The sequence below is a fragment of the Escherichia sp. E3659 genome (genome assembly GCF_005781135.1).
GTDB lineage: Bacteria > Pseudomonadota > Gammaproteobacteria > Enterobacterales > Enterobacteriaceae > Escherichia.
Genome location: NZ_VATQ01000042.1, coordinates 34,212 through 51,016, shown reverse-complemented (window position 1 = coordinate 51,016; position 16,805 = coordinate 34,212). Strand labels below are relative to the sequence as shown.

At 50.0% G+C, this 16,805-nt stretch carries 18 protein-coding genes; 7 read left to right on the top strand and 11 right to left on the bottom strand.

Annotated elements, in window-relative coordinates; all coding sequences use genetic code 11:
* The first annotated feature begins 177 nt into the window (after window positions 1-177).
* Entirely contained in the window at window positions 178-1,545 is a 1,368-nt protein-coding gene (dcuC, locus tag FEK47_RS21725; protein WP_130223750.1) for an anaerobic C4-dicarboxylate transporter DcuC, read from the top strand.
* A 43-nt stretch (window positions 1,546-1,588) separates the two neighbouring features.
* Here the strand turns inward: dcuC and sspB are convergent, their stop codons facing one another.
* From sspB to zapE, 6 genes are all read right to left on the bottom strand, one after another.
* Window positions 1,589-2,086 (bottom strand): ClpXP protease specificity-enhancing factor, encoded by a 498-nt coding sequence (sspB, locus tag FEK47_RS21720; RefSeq protein WP_064529500.1) that lies wholly within the window; start codon window positions 2,084-2,086, stop codon window positions 1,589-1,591.
* Window positions 2,087-2,091: 5 nt separating this feature from the next.
* Window positions 2,092-2,730, bottom strand: coding sequence for a stringent starvation protein SspA (gene sspA, locus FEK47_RS21715; protein ID WP_000257293.1), 639 nt, complete (start codon window positions 2,728-2,730; stop codon window positions 2,092-2,094).
* A gap of 268 nt (window positions 2,731-2,998) precedes the next feature.
* Window positions 2,999-3,793, bottom strand: coding sequence for a DUF695 domain-containing protein (locus FEK47_RS21710; protein ID WP_138183369.1), 795 nt, complete (start codon window positions 3,791-3,793; stop codon window positions 2,999-3,001).
* A gap of 156 nt (window positions 3,794-3,949) precedes the next feature.
* The gene (gene rpsI, locus FEK47_RS21705) at window positions 3,950-4,342 is read right to left on the bottom strand and encodes a 30S ribosomal protein S9 (protein WP_000829818.1); all 393 of its coding nucleotides are present in this window, start codon (window positions 4,340-4,342) and stop codon (window positions 3,950-3,952) included.
* A 15-nt stretch (window positions 4,343-4,357) separates the two neighbouring features.
* Complete coding sequence (gene rplM, locus FEK47_RS21700; RefSeq protein ID WP_000847559.1) at window positions 4,358-4,786, bottom strand: 50S ribosomal protein L13; 429 nt, start codon at window positions 4,784-4,786, stop codon at window positions 4,358-4,360.
* 219 nt (window positions 4,787-5,005) lie between these two features.
* Entirely contained in the window at window positions 5,006-6,133 is a 1,128-nt protein-coding gene (gene zapE, locus FEK47_RS21695; RefSeq protein WP_135410511.1) for a cell division protein ZapE, read from the bottom strand.
* A 193-nt stretch (window positions 6,134-6,326) separates the two neighbouring features.
* Here zapE and zapG point away from each other — a divergent pair, with 193 nt between their 5' ends.
* The 3 genes from zapG (at window position 6,327) to degS (ending at window position 9,404) form a co-directional block, all read left to right on the top strand.
* On the top strand, window positions 6,327-6,725 hold the full coding sequence (zapG, locus tag FEK47_RS21690; protein WP_010345273.1) for a Z-ring associated protein ZapG: 399 nt from the start codon (window positions 6,327-6,329) through the stop codon (window positions 6,723-6,725).
* 154 nt (window positions 6,726-6,879) lie between these two features.
* Window positions 6,880-8,247, top strand: a complete 1,368-nt coding sequence (gene degQ / locus FEK47_RS21685; protein WP_135487176.1) for a serine endoprotease DegQ — start codon at window positions 6,880-6,882, stop codon at window positions 8,245-8,247.
* 89 nt (window positions 8,248-8,336) lie between these two features.
* Complete coding sequence (gene degS, locus FEK47_RS21680; RefSeq protein ID WP_064529496.1) at window positions 8,337-9,404, top strand: outer membrane-stress sensor serine endopeptidase DegS; 1,068 nt, start codon at window positions 8,337-8,339, stop codon at window positions 9,402-9,404.
* Between the two features lie 62 nt (window positions 9,405-9,466).
* On the opposite strand, the gene mdh is transcribed toward degS, so the two are convergent.
* The gene (mdh, locus tag FEK47_RS21675) at window positions 9,467-10,405 is read right to left on the bottom strand and encodes a malate dehydrogenase (protein ID WP_064529495.1); all 939 of its coding nucleotides are present in this window, start codon (window positions 10,403-10,405) and stop codon (window positions 9,467-9,469) included.
* A gap of 434 nt (window positions 10,406-10,839) precedes the next feature.
* On the opposite strand from mdh, the gene argR reads away from it, so the two are divergent.
* Both argR and yhcN read left to right on the top strand, forming a co-directional pair.
* Window positions 10,840-11,310 carry a transcriptional regulator ArgR gene (argR, locus tag FEK47_RS21670; RefSeq protein ID WP_064529494.1) on the top strand — a complete coding sequence of 157 codons (471 nt, stop codon included), beginning with the start codon at window positions 10,840-10,842 and terminating at the stop codon, window positions 11,308-11,310.
* Between the two features lie 365 nt (window positions 11,311-11,675).
* Complete coding sequence (gene yhcN, locus FEK47_RS21665) at window positions 11,676-11,939, top strand: peroxide/acid stress response protein YhcN (protein ID WP_000695690.1); 264 nt, start codon at window positions 11,676-11,678, stop codon at window positions 11,937-11,939.
* A 55-nt stretch (window positions 11,940-11,994) separates the two neighbouring features.
* Here the strand turns inward: yhcN and FEK47_RS21660 are convergent, their stop codons facing one another.
* The 4 genes from FEK47_RS21660 to aaeX all read right to left on the bottom strand — a co-directional run bounded on the left by FEK47_RS21660 (window position 11,995) and on the right by aaeX (window position 15,636).
* Window positions 11,995-12,267, bottom strand: coding sequence for a barstar family protein (locus tag FEK47_RS21660; protein WP_001028998.1), 273 nt, complete (start codon window positions 12,265-12,267; stop codon window positions 11,995-11,997).
* Between the two features lie 252 nt (window positions 12,268-12,519).
* Window positions 12,520-14,487 carry a p-hydroxybenzoic acid efflux pump subunit AaeB gene (gene aaeB, locus FEK47_RS21655; protein WP_130204530.1) on the bottom strand — a complete coding sequence of 656 codons (1,968 nt, stop codon included), beginning with the start codon at window positions 14,485-14,487 and terminating at the stop codon, window positions 12,520-12,522.
* Window positions 14,488-14,492: 5 nt separating this feature from the next.
* On the bottom strand, window positions 14,493-15,425 hold the full coding sequence (gene aaeA / locus FEK47_RS21650; RefSeq protein WP_135487175.1) for a p-hydroxybenzoic acid efflux pump subunit AaeA: 933 nt from the start codon (window positions 15,423-15,425) through the stop codon (window positions 14,493-14,495).
* 7 nt (window positions 15,426-15,432) lie between these two features.
* Window positions 15,433-15,636, bottom strand: coding sequence for a p-hydroxybenzoic acid efflux pump operon protein AaeX (gene aaeX / locus FEK47_RS21645; protein ID WP_000051841.1), 204 nt, complete (start codon window positions 15,634-15,636; stop codon window positions 15,433-15,435).
* Window positions 15,637-15,818: 182 nt separating this feature from the next.
* Between aaeX and aaeR the strand changes: the two genes are divergently transcribed.
* Window positions 15,819-16,748, top strand: coding sequence for an HTH-type transcriptional activator AaeR (gene aaeR, locus FEK47_RS21640; protein WP_135487174.1), 930 nt, complete (start codon window positions 15,819-15,821; stop codon window positions 16,746-16,748).
* Window positions 16,749-16,805: the final 57 nt, after the last annotated feature.

Sequence of the window (16,805 nt, the reverse complement as noted above, 5' to 3'; positions counted from 1 at the left end):
ATGAATGTGTTCTTGCGAAATAATCATAACTACATATTTTATAATGAAAAAACCTCTTTATTACGATTAAAAAATTCGACACCAACACCATAAATAGCCTTGTAAAAAATATAACATCATTGTTTTCAATCTGCCGTTAATGGGATTGACCATATTCTTTTGAAACGGAGTTGAACAATGTTCGGCATAATTATTTCTGTCATCGTGTTAATAACGATGGGCTATTTGATCCTTAAAAATTACAAACCACAGGTGGTGCTGGCCGCAGCGGGTATCTTCCTGATGATGTGTGGTGTCTGGTTAGGGTTTGGGGGTGTACTCGACCCCGCCAAAAGCAGCGGCTATCTGATTGTTGATATTTATAATGAAATCCTGCGCATGCTGTCCAACCGCATTGCCGGGTTGGGGCTGTCGATTATGGCGGTGGGCGGTTATGCCCGCTATATGGAGCGCATAGGAGCCAGTCGGGCGATGGTGAGCTTGTTAAGCCGCCCGTTAAAGCTCATTCGCTCACCGTATCTCATACTGTCGGCAACTTACGTCATCGGTCAAATCATGGCGCAGTTTATTACCAGCGCCTCCGGTCTGGGTATGTTGCTGATGGTCACGTTATTTCCGACGCTGGTGAGTCTGGGAGTAAGTCGCCTCTCTGCGGTGGCGGTTATAGCGACCACCATGTCTATTGAATGGGGAATTCTGGAAACGAACTCCATTTTTGCCGCCCAGGTAGCGGGAATGAAAATCGCCACTTACTTCTTCCACTATCAGCTACCGGTCGCCTCTTGTGTCATTCTCTCAGTGGCAATCTCCCACTTTTTCGTGCAACGCGCTTTTGACAAAAAAGATAAAAATATCAATCACGAACAGGCGGAGCAAAAGGATCTCAACAATGTCCCACCGCTCTATTACGCCATTTTACCGGTGATGCCGTTAATCCTGATGCTCGGCTCGCTGTTCCTCGCCCACGTCGGGCTGATGCAGTCAGAACTGCATCTGGTGGTGGTGATGTTACTGAGTTTGACGGTGACGATGTTTGTTGAGTTCTTCCGCAAGCATAACTTGCGCGAAACAATGGATGATGTGCAGGCGTTTTTTGACGGCATGGGTACGCAGTTTGCCAACGTGGTAACGCTGGTGGTCGCGGGTGAAATATTTGCGAAAGGCTTAACGACGATTGGCACCGTTGATGCGGTTATCAAAGGCGCAGAGCATTCTGGCCTTGGTGGCATTGGCGTGATGATTATTATGGCGCTGGTAATTGCCATTTGTGCCATTGTGATGGGCTCCGGCAATGCGCCATTTATGTCATTTGCCAGCCTTATTCCGAATATCGCAGCTGGACTGCACGTACCCGCGGTAGTGATGATTATGCCGATGCACTTTGCCACAACGCTGGCGCGTGCGGTTTCGCCGATTACTGCGGTAGTGGTAGTAACTTCAGGAATAGCAGGCGTTTCGCCCTTTGAAGTGGTGAAGCGGACTGCGATCCCAATGGCAGTCGGATTCGTGGTGAATATGATCGCCACAATTACGCTATTTTATTAAGCCCTTAAAACGACAAAACAGGCCTCCTGGGCCTGTTTTTGTTTTACTTCACAACGCGTAATGCCGGGCGACCACCACGTGGCGGTTGCGGCGGTTCATCATCAGGATGATTATCATCATCGCGATCTGGCTTATCGCCATCAATGACCGACATAACGGTTTCATTATCTGCCGATACATCTTCATCATTCATGATGCTGGCATCTTCGTCGTAGGCAGCTTCAGGCTCGAACATTGTGCCTGCGCCATTTTCACGGGCGTAGATAGCCAGCACAGCAGCCAGCGGTACTGAAACTTGCCGCGGGATACCGCCAAAGCGCGCGTTAAAGCGCACTTCATCATTCGCCAGTTCCAGGTTGCCGACCGCACGCGGAGCAATGTTGAGTACGATTTGCCCGTCACGTGCATATTCCATAGGAACCTGCACGCCAGGGAGCGTCACATCCACCACCAGGTGCGGCGTGAGCTGGTTATCCAGCAACCACTCATAGAATGCACGCAGCAGATAGGGACGACGTGGTGTTAGCTGTGACAAATCCATACAGATTAACTCCGGCCCAGACGCATTTCACGTTCAGCTTCGGTTAAGGAAGCAAGGAAAGAGTCACGCTCAAAGACGCGGGTCATATAGCCTTTCAGCTCTTTCGCACCCGGGCCGCTGAACTCGATGCCCAGTTGCGGCAGACGCCACAGCAGCGGAGCAAGGTAGCAATCGACCAGGCTGAACTCATCGCTCAGGAAGTACGGCTTCTGACCGAAGACCGGCGCAATCGCCAGCAGTTCTTCGCGCAGTTGCTTACGTGCGGCATCCGCTTCAGAGGCTGAACCGTTGATGATGGTGTTCATCAGCGTGTACCAGTCTTTTTCGATGCGGTGCATGTACAGGCGGCTTTCACCGCGAGCTACCGGGTAAACAGGCATCAGTGGCGGATGCGGGAAACGCTCATCCAGGTATTCCATAATGATGCGAGATTCCCACAGGGTCAGCTCACGATCCACCAGGGTCGGAACGCTCTGATTCGGGTTGAGGTCAATCAGATCCTGAGGCGGATTGTCCTTTTCCACGTGTTCGATCTCGAAACTTACACCTTTTTCAGCCAGCACGATGCGGACCTGATGGCTATAGATGTCAGTAGGACCGGAAAACAGCGTCATTACCGAACGTTTGTTGGCAGCGACAGCCATGAAAACCTCCAGGTATAGTCAGAATTTTTACTGCTACCAGCCACCAGGTGGCCAGTCAGAAGTTGTGTTACCCAGTAAGGAACGACTCTCTTTGTTCGAAAAACAAACAAAAAATGAGCAATACCCGACATTTGGGCAGAAAATTGGATGATAGTTTACCAGATTTTGCGACCTTTGTGGTGAGTCGATGCCGGAAATGGGGAAAAAGAGATGTTCCTTAGTCTGAAATGCTTGACTTAATCCCCACCAGAAATGTTGTTTACCTCTTTTACGCCGTTGCTATCGGTGCGCCCCAGCCATCAAAACTACCGCCATGCTTTTCAGCCAAATCGGTAAGCTGGCATGTAATCTCGGTCATATGCCATTGTTCAGGAGCATCAGTGTTCGTAAATGACGCCATATACCCTGGTTGTTGGTCGTTCATCCGAATGCTCACCAGCGTAATGCCATATGGCAATTTCGTCACGTCCTCCGCAAAGGCGCGTGCAGCAGCTTCTGTCGGCAATGTCGCGTAGTAATCAATGGTGCGTGGAAGAGTCAAATCGTCACCATGTTCCAGCAGCCCACGGCATACGCGGGAATCGTGTATCCAGTTCCAGTCATATTTCGACGGGTACAGGAACTGGCGATAGTAATTTCCGTTATCGTTTTTACTCATACTATAGCTGCAAGAGACTTCCGGGCCACCCGCGAGCAATTTATCCAGCGTTCTTTCCCAGTCCAGTTCTTTTTCCGACTGGAAAATAAAATCGCGCCAGCCTTCTTGTGTTACCCCCCCCACCAACCAAATCGGTAATGCCTTGCCCCTCTCCTCAAGCCAGTCCTCGATACGATTTAAACGTTGTGTTTCATCAGGCTGCGGTAAACCGTTTTCATAACAATGGGTATAACGCACACGAAAGAACCAGGTGTGGTTAAGTCGATCAAATCTTTCGTCCTGAATGGCGCCGATATCAACACGTATGCCCGTGACATGGTCATCCACTGTTGTAATAAAGAACTCCCATTTATTCGACAACGTTAAAGATTCTTTCTTGTTAAACAATGCATTAAATAATCCCATCGCGATATCCTTTTCTACAGTACGTGGAAAATACTATTAAAAAGAGAATAATGCTGAAGAGAGAGGGAAAAGAGGCTGGAATCGGACTTTAGCCATAAAAAAACCCGCCGAAGCGGGTTTTTTTCGCAAATTGTATTCTGCCGAAGCAGAAAGCAATTAACGTTTGGAGAACTGCGGACGACGACGTGCTTTACGCAGACCGACTTTCTTACGTTCAACCTGACGAGCGTCACGAGTAACGAAGCCAGCTTTACGCAGTTCAGAACGCAGGGATTCGTCGTACTCCATCAGAGCGCGGGTGATACCGTGACGGATCGCACCAGCCTGACCAGAGATACCACCACCTTTAACAGTGATGTACAGATCCAGTTTCTCAACCATGTCGACCAGTTCCAGCGGCTGACGAACTACCATGCGGGCAGTTTCACGACCGAAGTACTGTTCCAGAGAACGTTGGTTGATAACGATTTTACCGTTGCCCGGTTTGATGAAAACGCGAGCTGCGGAACTTTTGCGGCGACCAGTGCCGTAGTATTGATTTTCAGCCATTGCCTATAATCCCGATTAGATGTCAAGAACTTGCGGTTGCTGTGCCGCGTGGTTGTGCTCGTTACCCGCGTAAACTTTCAGTTTACGGAACATAGCACGACCCAGCGGGCCTTTTGGCAACATGCCTTTAACCGCGATTTCAATCACACGCTCAGGACGGCGAGCAATCATCTCTTCAAAGGTCGCTTGTTTGATACCACCGATGTGACCGGTGTGGTGATAGTACACTTTGTCAGTACGCTTGTTGCCGGTTACAGCAACTTTGTCAGCGTTCAGAACGATGATGTAATCACCGGTATCTACGTGCGGAGTGTATTCCGCTTTGTGCTTACCGCGCAGGCGACGAGCCAGTTCAGTAGCCAGACGGCCCAGAGTTTTACCGGTCGCGTCAACAACATACCAGTCGCGTTTTACGGTTTCTGGTTTAGCTGTAAAAGTTTTCATTAAAAGCTTACCCAATAAATAGTTACACGTTGGTGAACACCCAAACGTCTTCAATTGTTGAGGTTCACACGACAAAGTCCGGCAAACCTACCCCTTCGAATAGCCTATGCCAGCACACAAAAAGTTTCGGGAAAAAAAACTTTCTTGTAACGTGGGGTCGCAGGATTATAGAGAAGTCGGGGTCAAAGATCGACCCCTTTTTGTGATTTATGGCAGGTTTTAACCCGCCAAATGCTCGCGCTTCAAATACTCTTCGCTCTGCATCTCTTGTAGACGTGACAGGCAACGCTGGAACTCAAACTTCAGTCGCTCACCCTGATAAATTTCATACAAAGGCACTTCTGCGCTCACCACTAATTTGACATGGCGCTCGTAAAACTCATCCACCAGCGCAATAAAACGTCGTGCTTCGCTCTCCATCAACCGCGTCATGACTGGCACATCAAACAACATCACTGTGTGAAACAGGCGTGAGAGCGCTATATAGTCATGCTGGCTGCGGGCATCGACACACAAGGTGGTAAAAGAGACGGCAAGCGTCTGATTCTCAACGCCCATTGTCGCCAGCGGTCGATGGTTGATTTCTAACGTCGGTGAATTTTCTCGTTTCGCCCCCGCCAGCACCAACCAAAGTTTATCCATTTGCGCCCGGGTTTCATCATTGAGCGGCGACAGCCATAAATGCGCCTGGGTAAGCGTTCGTAGTCGATAATCGACGCCTGCATCGACATTCATTACATCGCAATACTGTTTAATGGCGTCGATAGCCGGTAGAAAACGCGCTCGTTGCAGGCCATTACGATAAAGCTCATCAGGTGGAATATTTGACGTTGCGACCAGCGTTATTCCGCGAGCGAACAGGGCTTTCATTAAACCGCCAAGCAACATGGCATCGGTAATATCCGAAACAAAAAATTCATCAAAACAGAGGACATCGGTTTCTGCTTTGAAGCGATCGGCAATAATTTCCAGCGGGTCAGTCTGCCCCTGTAATGCAGTCAGTTCTTCATGCACGCGCAGCATAAAACGGTGAAAGTGCAGGCGCTGTTTCCGCTCACCCGGCAAACTTTGATAGAAAAGGTCCATCAGCCAGGTTTTCCCGCGTCCTACACCGCCCCACATATATAAGCCACGCACCGGCGCACTGCTTGCCTCTTCGCGCTTACCCCACAGTTTACCGACTCGCGCCATTAACCCACTCGCCCTCGCAGTGGGCGGCGTGCTGTTGATTAATTCCTGGTAGATAATCTCCAGCCGACTGACGGCCTCTTTTTGTACGTCGTCAGGTTGATGGCTGCCCTCATTGAGCGCCTTCAGGTATTGCGATGTCGGGGTAACGCTTTGCATGATGTTCTTGTTATTCCTTGAATAATCGGTGTGCCGTTGTTCACGGTTGACGAAAAAAAGGCCGTTCTACACTACGCGATATGCAGTCGGGATTCCACTTCTGTGGAATTAACGGTTATAGTGGCATAATCAGCCGCAGGCATGGAGCCTGAAGCCAACACCCTACGGAAACAAAAGACAACGGGAGATGTTCATGACCTGGGAATATGCGCTAATTGGGTTAGTCGTCGGCATCATTATTGGTGCTGTGGCCATGCGTTTTGGTAATCGTAAACTACGCCAGCAACAGGCGTTGCAGTACGAACTGGAAAAAAATAAAGCTGAACTGGACGAGTATCGCGAAGAGTTGGTTAACCACTTTGCCCGCAGCGCGGAATTACTGGATACCATGGCGCATGACTATCGCCAGTTGTATCAACACATGGCGAAAAGCTCCAGCAGCCTGCTGCCGGAACTGTCCGCAGAAGCAAACCCGTTCCGTAATCGTCTGGCTGAGTCTGAAGCCAGCAACGATCAGGCACCGGTGCAGATGCCACGCGACTATTCTGAAGGCGCATCTGGCCTGCTGCGCACTGGCGCAAAGCGCGACTAATTTATTTTGCGGGCGCAGCCATTGCGCCCTCCTCTTCTCTCCCTCCCCGACTATCATTTAATCTGGTGTCTCATTGTTAGCCGTCTGAAAATTCAATAACATCAAACTGTTTTGAATCTCTTTTTCTTATCATTCAGGTACGAGAGCAGGAATAATGAAAAAACAAACCCAGCTGTTGAGTGCATTAGCGTTAAGTGTCGGGTTAACTCTCTCGGCGCCGTTTCAGGCTGTCGCGTCGATTCCCGGCCAGGTTGCCGGTCAGGCGCCATTGCCCAGCCTGGCCCCGATGCTGGAAAAAGTGCTTCCCGCGGTGGTAAGCGTGCGAGTTGAAGGGACTGCCAGCCAGGAACAGAAAATCCCGGAAGAATTCAAAAAATTTTTTGGCGATGATTTACCGGATCAACCTGCGCAACCCTTTGAAGGTTTAGGCTCCGGTGTCATCATCAATGCCAATAAAGGTTATGTGCTGACCAACAATCACGTCATCAACCAGGCACAGAAAATCAGTATTCAGCTCAATGACGGGCGCGAGTTTGATGCGAAGTTGATTGGCAGCGACGACCAGAGCGATATCGCCCTGCTACAAATTCAGAATCCGAGCAAATTAACGCAAATCGCCATTGCCGACTCCGACAAACTGCGCGTCGGTGATTTTGCCGTCGCTGTCGGTAACCCGTTTGGCCTTGGGCAAACCGCGACTTCAGGCATTGTTTCCGCATTAGGTCGCAGCGGGTTAAATCTCGAAGGTCTGGAAAACTTTATCCAGACCGATGCTTCCATTAACCGGGGTAACTCCGGCGGTGCGCTGTTAAACCTTAACGGCGAGTTGATTGGTATTAACACCGCAATTCTTGCCCCTGGCGGCGGTAGCGTCGGGATTGGTTTTGCTATCCCCAGCAATATGGCGCGTACCCTGGCGCAGCAACTTATCGACTTTGGTGAAATTAAACGCGGTCTGTTAGGCATTAAAGGTACTGAGATGAGTGCCGATATCGCCAAAGCGTTTAATTTAGATGTTCAGCGCGGCGCCTTTGTCAGCGAAGTGCTGCCAGGTTCTGGCTCGGCAAAAGCGGGCGTGAAAGCAGGCGATATTATTACCAGTCTCAACGGTAAACCGCTCAATAGCTTCGCCGAGTTGCGTTCCCGTATTGCCACTACCGAACCGGGCACTACAGTGAAGCTCGGCCTGCTGCGTAATGGCAAGCCGTTGGAAGTAGAAGTGACGCTCGATACCAGCACCTCATCGTCAGCCAGTGCCGAGATGATCACACCTGCGCTGGAAGGCGCGACGTTGAGTGACAGTCAGCTAAAAGATGGCGGAAAAGGCATTAAGATCGACGAAGTTGTCAAAGACAGCCCCGCCGCTCAGGCAGGTTTACAGAAAGATGATGTAATTATTGGCGTGAACCGCAATCGGGTGAACTCGATTGCTGAGATGCGCAAAGTACTGGCAACCAAACCGGCTATTATTGCCCTGCAAATCATGCGCGGTAATGAGAGCATTTACCTGCTAATGCGTTAATGTCATAAACCGGGCATCAGGCTGACGTGTGATGTCCGGTTAACTCGTGATATGCTGCTGCCGTTCCCTTTTTTAATGACGCCTCCATCATGTTTGTGAAGCTCTTACGATCCGTTGCGATTGGATTAATTGTCGGTGCGATTTTGCTGGTTGCCATGCCTTCGCTGCGCAGCATTAACCCGCTTTCCACACCGCAATTCGACAGTGCTGACGAGACGCCTGCCAGTTATAATCTGGCGGTCCGCCGCGCCGCGCCAGCTGTGGTAAATGTCTATAACCGTGGTTTGAACACATCCTCACACAACCAGCTTGAGATCCGTACGCTAGGGTCAGGTGTGATCATGGATCAACGTGGTTATATCATTACCAATAAACATGTAATCAACGACGCCGATCAGATCATCGTCGCCTTACAGGATGGTCGTGTTTTTGAAGCGTTGCTGGTTGGCTCTGATTCACTGACCGATCTGGCGGTGCTCAAAATTAATGCCACTGGCGGTTTACCCACCATTCCAATCAATTCTCGTCGCATACCGCACATTGGCGATGTAGTGCTGGCGATCGGTAACCCGTACAACCTCGGGCAAACCATTACCCAGGGGATTATCAGCGCCACGGGTCGCATCGGCCTGAACCCGACCGGGCGGCAAAACTTTCTGCAAACCGATGCATCCATTAACCACGGCAACTCCGGCGGTGCACTGGTGAACTCGCTGGGCGAACTGATGGGCATCAACACACTGTCGTTTGATAAGAGTAACGATGGCGAAACTCCAGAAGGCATCGGTTTTGCCATTCCCTTCCAGTTGGCAACCAAAATTATGGATAAGCTAATCCGCGATGGACGTGTTATTCGTGGCTATATCGGTATTGGCGGCCGCGAAATCGCACCATTACACGCGCAAGGTGGTGGTATCGATCAACTGCAAGGGATTGTGGTTAATGAAGTGTCACCTGATGGCCCAGCGGCTAATGCCGGTATCCAGGTAAACGATCTGATTATCTCAGTGGACAACAAACCTGCAATCTCCGCTCTGGAGACAATGGATCAAGTGGCAGAAATTCGACCAGGTTCGGTGATTCCGGTGGTGGTGATGCGTGACGATAAAAAACTGACATTGCAGGTCACTATTCAGGAATATCCGGCGACCAATTAAGTCGTGCGCTCAAAACAAAAAACCGGAGACGTTGCTCCGGTTTTTTATTATCCGCTAATCAATTACTTATTAACGAACTCTTCGCCCAGGGCGATATCTTTCTTCAGCGTATCCAGCATTCCTTCCAGCGCGTTCTGTTCAAATGCGCTCAGAGTACCGATGGATTTACGCTCTTCTACGCCATTTTTACCCAGCAGAAGCGGTTGAGAGAAGAAACGAGCATACTGGCCGTCACCTTCAACGTAGGCACATTCAACGACACCTTTTTCGCCTTGCAGCGCACGAACCAGAGACAGGCCGAAGCGTGCAGCAGCCTGGCCCATGGACAGGGTTGCAGACCCGCCACCGGCTTTCGCTTCAACCACTTCCGTACCCGCGTTCTGGATACGTTTGGTCAGATCAGCAACTTCCTGCTCGGTAAAGCTTACGCCAGGAACTTGAGACAGCAGCGGCAGAATGGTAACGCCAGAGTGACCGCCAATAACCGGAACTTCAACTTCGCCCGGCTGTTTGCCTTTCAGTTCAGCGACAAACGTATTAGAACGAATGATATCCAGCGTGGTGACGCCAAACAGTTTGTTCTTGTCATACACACCCGCTTTCTTCAGCACTTCCGCAGCGATTGCTACCGTGGTGTTTACCGGGTTTGTAATGATACCGATGCACGCTTTCGGGCAGGTTGTCGCAATTTGCTGTACCAGATTCTTCACGATACCGGCGTTAACGTTAAACAGGTCGGAACGATCCATCCCTGGTTTACGCGCTACACCTGCGGAGATTAGAACCACATCAGCGCCTTCCAGCGCAGGGGTCGCATCTTCACCAGAAAAACCTTTGATTTTCACAGCAGTAGGGATATGGCTCAGGTCGACGGCCACACCGGGAGTGACTGGAGCGATATCATACAGGGAGAGTTCTGAACCTGAAGGCAGTTGGGTTTTTAACAGTAATGCAAGCGCCTGGCCAATACCGCCAGCAGCGCCGAGGACTGCGACTTTCATCCTAAACTCCTTATTATATTGATAAACTAAGATATGTTGCTCCGCTGCCGCGACCTTAATCCACAAATTAACAGTTTACAATGACCACTTCTCAAGAATGTGTAGTCACGCAAATTTGGCGTTTATGCATTTAATTGACGTAATCAGGAACCTAACTTACGTAATTAACAGCCGCTTATGCATCAGAGCAACATTCCAACAGGTGGTGACAATATACCCTACCGTTCAGCCAAAACAACATCAATTTGATAACAATTAATTTACTTTTAAGCAGAATTTGCGCGCCGTGACGCAGGCATGTTTCTCAATCACGAAATTTGATAAAATCCCGCTCTTTCATAACATTATTTCAGCCTTCTCCAGGGCAGACTGTTTGCATAAAAATTCATCTGTATGCACAATAATGTTGTATCAACCACCATATCGGGTGACTTATGCGAAGCTCGTCTAAGCAAGAAGAATTAGTTAAAGCGTTTAAAGCGTTACTTAAAGAAGAGAAATTTAGCTCCCAGGGCGAAATCGTCGCCGCATTGCAGGAGCAAGGCTTTGACAATATTAATCAGTCTAAAGTCTCGCGGATGTTGACCAAATTTGGTGCTGTACGTACCCGCAATGCAAAGATGGAAATGGTTTACTGCCTGCCAGCTGAACTGGGCGTACCAACCACCTCCAGTCCGTTGAAGAATCTGGTGCTGGATATCGACTACAACGACGCTGTTGTTGTAATACATACCAGTCCTGGCGCGGCGCAGTTGATTGCGCGTCTGCTGGACTCTCTGGGCAAAGCAGAAGGTATTCTTGGCACCATCGCAGGTGATGACACCATCTTTACCACCCCTGCTAAAGGTTTCACCGTCAAAGACCTGTACGAAGCGATTTTAGAGCTGTTCGACCAGGAGCTTTAATCTCTGCCCCGTCGCTTCTGGCGGCGGGGAAAATAATGCATTCTCCATTCATCGCCCTGCTTTCCCCTGCCATTCATTTAACGAATAGTGCGTTTTATAGCGACAAAACATTCACACAACGAATACACAGAGAAAAAAACGCACATTTTGCAAAAATACATATCTTATTGAAATAAATGTCATTTCTACTAAACACCCGTATTTTTAATTCACTTTTGTTATAAAAATTAATCTTTTTAACAATTCTCCCTCAATAGAAACAGTTAGCGTGGTATTAATTAGCTCAATAATTAGTGTATACTTAATTTTGTGATATGGGTCACGAAACAAAGGCCCAGCTAAAAGATTATGTCGAGGTAAAAATCATGAAAATCAAAACCACTGTTGCTGCATTAAGTGTGCTCTCTGTTCTCTCTTTCGGTGCTTTCGCTGCCGATTCCATTGATGCTGCACAAGCACAAAATCGTGAAGCCATCGGCACCGTGTCCGTCAGCGGTGTAGCATCTTCTCCAATGGATATGCGTGAAATGCTGAACAAAAAAGCGGAAGAGAAAGGCGCGACTGCTTACCAGATTACCGAAGCGCGTAGCGGCGATACCTGGCACGCCACAGCTGAACTGTACAAATAAACCCTCATCGTCTTGTCCGACGACATTGCCCCCGGTTTGGGGGCTTTTTTTTGCGCTAGTGACGAACATTAAAACGCAAATGCCCTTCCAGCTCTTCCTCCGCCTCATCAAACAGCAATATTAACGCGCCAAAACGCCGACGCGTTTTTTCTCCCAGATGAACAAATTCGATCTCCAGCGGTAGCGGCAGAACATCGTTCATTAATACATCCCACAGTGAGTCGAGATCGCGCACTTTATCTTTCGCCAGACCAAAGGTTTGGCGAAAGTCGCGATAAAAGTCCTCCTGACTCTCAATCTCATCAAAATCAAAGCTATAGATATTCATCTGTTGCCACCGTCACGTTTCGCGGCGAGTTCTGCCGTTCATCGCTAAGTATAGACATGAAAAAACCGACGCTTTTGGCATCGGTTTCTGATTACTGACAAAGTGCGCTTTGTTCATGCCGGATGCGGCGTGAACGCCTTATTCGGCCTACCAGGGGGTGCAAATTCAATATAGGCCTGATAAGCGTAGCGCATCAGACAATTTGGAGTATGTCAGCAATCTCAACCGACACCTTTTGGCGTCGGCTTTGACTTAATTATCGGTTAGCGCGTGCTGGTATTTATGCAGCATACCGGTAAGCCGATGCACCGGTTCCGTGACCTGCGGCGGCGCTTGCCAGATGCGTAGTTTTTCCTGGTAGATATCCAGTTCTTCCAGCAACTGACCGAAGTAACGACGGCGTTTGTCATCGCTGCGGGCAGAAATCACGTGGTCCGCTGTGCGGCGCATTTGTCGGTGAAATGCCGATAAATCATCGTTCACGGGTATCGGCGCATCACGCAATCGCTGGTGAGCGATAATCATCGTTAACGCCAGGCGAAACTTCGGCAAATCGCCGGGAAATTTATTCATCAGCAAAAACAACTGCTGATAAAGCGCTGGCAGATGGTTCTCTTTACGCCGGGCGACATTGGTGGTCATCGCGGAAACAGCGGCAGAAACAAACTGATTAAGCAGCACGCGTCCTGTCCTGTCGCGCGATTTATCCCGCACCAGTAGAATGACGATGAACGCCAGCACACAGCCCACGATTTGCCCCAGCGCGCTATCGAGAAACTGACTGAACTGAAAGGTCATCGGGTTATCCAGCACGATAATATTAATCGTACTGGCCAGCGCGCCCATCGATCCCAACCGCCGTTTCTGCACTTCAATACCAAGGAAGAATCCCAGCACCGCCAGGCTAAGGCACAGCAGCAACATACTCTGTTGGGTATTGGGGATAATCACCAAAAAATAGAGCAGTCCTAACGGTAGCGCCGCTACCGTGCCGTAGATAAAGTCGATCGCCACCATGCGTGGATTAGGTAAACGCATTGCCAGCGACGTTACGACGGCAATCATCACCATTGCGCCACTGCCGGAGGTCCATCCGGTCCACAGCCAGAACAAAGTCCCCAGCATGCAGGACAGCGTGGTACGCCAGAAGTTGACCATTGCATGATGGCGCTCGGCGGATTCTACTTTTACTTCCGGCTCGCCTTGCAGGATCTCTTCTTCAGTGGCGTTAATTTTGGTGTTACTGATAACGCCTCGCTTGAGCAACTGATAACGCGTTGCCGCCGCAACCCAGCTATAAATAGTGATGGGTGTTTCACGTTCCCCGGTCCAGGCAATCACTCGCCGCAGGCGTTTTAGCTGCTTATGGACGTCCTGCGCAGTTTCTACCGGCGTGTCAAAAAATTCGCGGAAGGTATCAGTGATCAACTCCGGGCGCGAGTTCTGAATGAGATAAGTTTCGCAGGACTGGGTTATCAGCGTCAGCGACAGCGTGTTGATCGCTTTTAAACGCCGATTGGCACGCGCCCAGCGGGAAGATTCCATGTTCAGATTGCTACGCATCCCTTGCAGCGCCGTGGTGCGGCGAACCAGGTCGCCCCAGGCCTTATCAACAATCTCGCCATCACCATGTTTGATGCATAATTGCATGAGTTGATATTGCGCCACCAGCAAACTTTCCAGCTCTCGATCCACTTCTTGTTTGATCGATCGTGGAGAAAAGAGCAGATCCGCCACAATAGCACACACAATACCAATGACGATTTCACTACAACGTTCAACGGCAAACTGCGGCGTCAGCAGCGGTTCTGGCTGAATGGTGATCACAATGATCAGCGCTGTATAACCGGCAAGCCCCCACGCATAGGAGTTCTCTACTCGTACCAGCGATGAGAGCCAGGTACAAAAACCGGCCCAGATACAGCACACCAGAATCATCAACAATGGCGCACGGATCATCGCAATAATGATCACCAACCCGGCAATACAACCGATAAATGTACCGATGATGCGCAAAAAGCCGCGATAGCGGATGGCGCCAGAGTACGGTTCGCCACCGGCGGCAAAGGCAGGACCGGCAGCAACAATCGCCGCAGTCAGAACAGCCCAGCGTGGTGTTTCAAGCTGAAAATGAAAGCCAACAAACAGCGCCAGCACAATGGCGGTCGCCAGTTTTACCGCGAAGCGAATATGTTGGTTAGCAATGGAGAAAATACCCATCGTGATTAACCAAACTCACGCAGGCGATGGGCCATTTTACGGAAGAACGAATCCTGGCTTTCATCGCGATCTTGTTTACCCGTAACCACCACAGTAGCGGTAGTCCCCGCAGGCCAGATGTTATCTTGCTGGTTGTCGAGACGAATACGTACCGGGACACGTTGCGCCAGACGCACCCATTCAAGGTTGGAATCGATGGTCGCCATCCCTTTGTCGTCACGCGTACTGCTGGCGTTAGTGACCCCAGCGGCAACACTATCGACAGTCCCTTTCAGCACTTTATTGCTACCAAGCGGCGTGATTTCTGCGCGATACCCAGAACGTACCCCTTCCAGCTTGGTTTCTTCCATGTAGGCCAGCACATAGAAGGAGTTCTGTTTCACCAGCGCTACAGACGTTGAACCACGCGTAATAAATTCACCGGTATAGACGTTGAGGTTGGTCACCCAGCCATCTGCTGGCGCGCGGATCACGGTACGTTCAAGATCCAGTTTTGCCAGATCGCGGGTTGCCTGAGCTTTCGCTAACTGATGCAGGACCGTTTGCAGCACGTTATTGGCCTGGTCTATCTCTTCGCGAGACATCGCCTGTATGCCGAGACGGTTGCGACGTCCAGCCTCCTGGCGTTTTTCCTGCGCCAGTACCTGATAATAGGCAACATCAGCTTCCGCTTCTTCGAGGGCCTTTTGGTAGCGTGGCTGGTCGATGGTGAACAGTACCTGTCCTTTTTTCACCAGCTGGTTATCATGAACATTCACTTGGGTGATGAGTCCGGAGACATCCGGCGCAATCGCGACCACATCGGCGCTAAAGCGCGCGTCACGCGTCCACGGAGATTCGGTGTAATAGACCCAGGCATTAAAAATTGCGATGAAGGCCAGAATGACTAATACGACCGTGATGGCCGTACGGGAGAATTTTCTTATTAGCGTTTTCACTTCAACCTCAAACGAACAGTCGCGATATCAAATAAAACAAACAGCAATAGAGCGCGGTGTTGAACAGCGCCGGATGCCAGACGAAGTCGTAGATACCTGTTGGCACAAGGACCCGGCGCACCAGCCAGAAAATCGCCAGTGATAAAAGCAATTCGAAAAATATCGGTGGGAAGGACAGCCCAAACACCACGATAACGGGAAACAGACTCATGTTGACCTTGGTTGTATAGAGAGAGCAGGTGTTATTATTTTCAGCATCTGTCGCCGCAGAGAAGGGCATAGAAAGCCGGGCGAGAGCAACATTGCTGTAGATTGATATTTAATATATTAGCGTAACTGTTATGCTGTTATCTATATTATGTGATCTAAATCACTTTTAAGTCAGAGTGAATAATGGAACGACTAAAACGCATGTCGGTTTTCGCCAAAGTGGTTGAATTTGGTTCGTTTACCGCCGCCGCCAGACAGCTTCAAATGAGCGTTTCATCCATCAGTCAGACGGTGTCTAAACTGGAAGATGAGTTGCAGGTAAAGTTGTTAAACCGCAGCACACGCAGCATTGGCCTGACCGAAGCAGGTAGAATCTACTACCAGGGCTGCCGTCGGATGCTCCATGAAGTGCAGGATGTCCATGAGCAACTGTATGCCTTCAATAACACGCCTATCGGGACGCTGCGCATTGGCTGTTCTTCAACTATGGCTCAAAATGTTCTCGCTGGGCTGACGGCAAAAATGTTGAAAGAGTACCCTGGTTTAAGCGTCAATCTGGTTACCGGAATTCCTGCACCCGACCTGATTGCCGACGGTCTGGATGTCGTGATCCGCGTCGGCTCGTTGCAGGATTCCAGCCTGTTTTCCCGCCGTCTGGGGGCGATGCCGATGGTGGTGTGCGCCGCTAAAAGCTATCTCACACAGTATGGCGTACCGGAAAAACCCGCCGATCTAAGTAGCCATTCATGGCTTGAGTACAGCGTGCGTCCGGACAATGAATTTGAACTGATCGCGCCAGAAGGGATCTCGACTCGCCTCATCCCACAAGGACGGTTTGTCACTAACGATCCAATGACGTTGGTGCGCTGGTTAACGGCTGGCGCTGGGATCGCGTATGTACCGCTGATGTGGGTGATCAATGAGATCAATCGTGGGGAGCTGGAGATCCTGCTGCCGCGTTATCAGTCGGATCCACGCCCGGTTTATGCACTGTATACCGAAAAAGATAAGCTACCACTGAAGGTTCAGGTCGTGATCAACTCACTGACGGATTATTTTGTCGAGGTCGGTAAGTTGTTTCAGGAGATGCACGGGCGCGGGAAAGAGAAGTAATTCATGTGCGTGCCGGATAAGGCGTTTACGCCGCATCCGGCAACCAATGCCTGATGC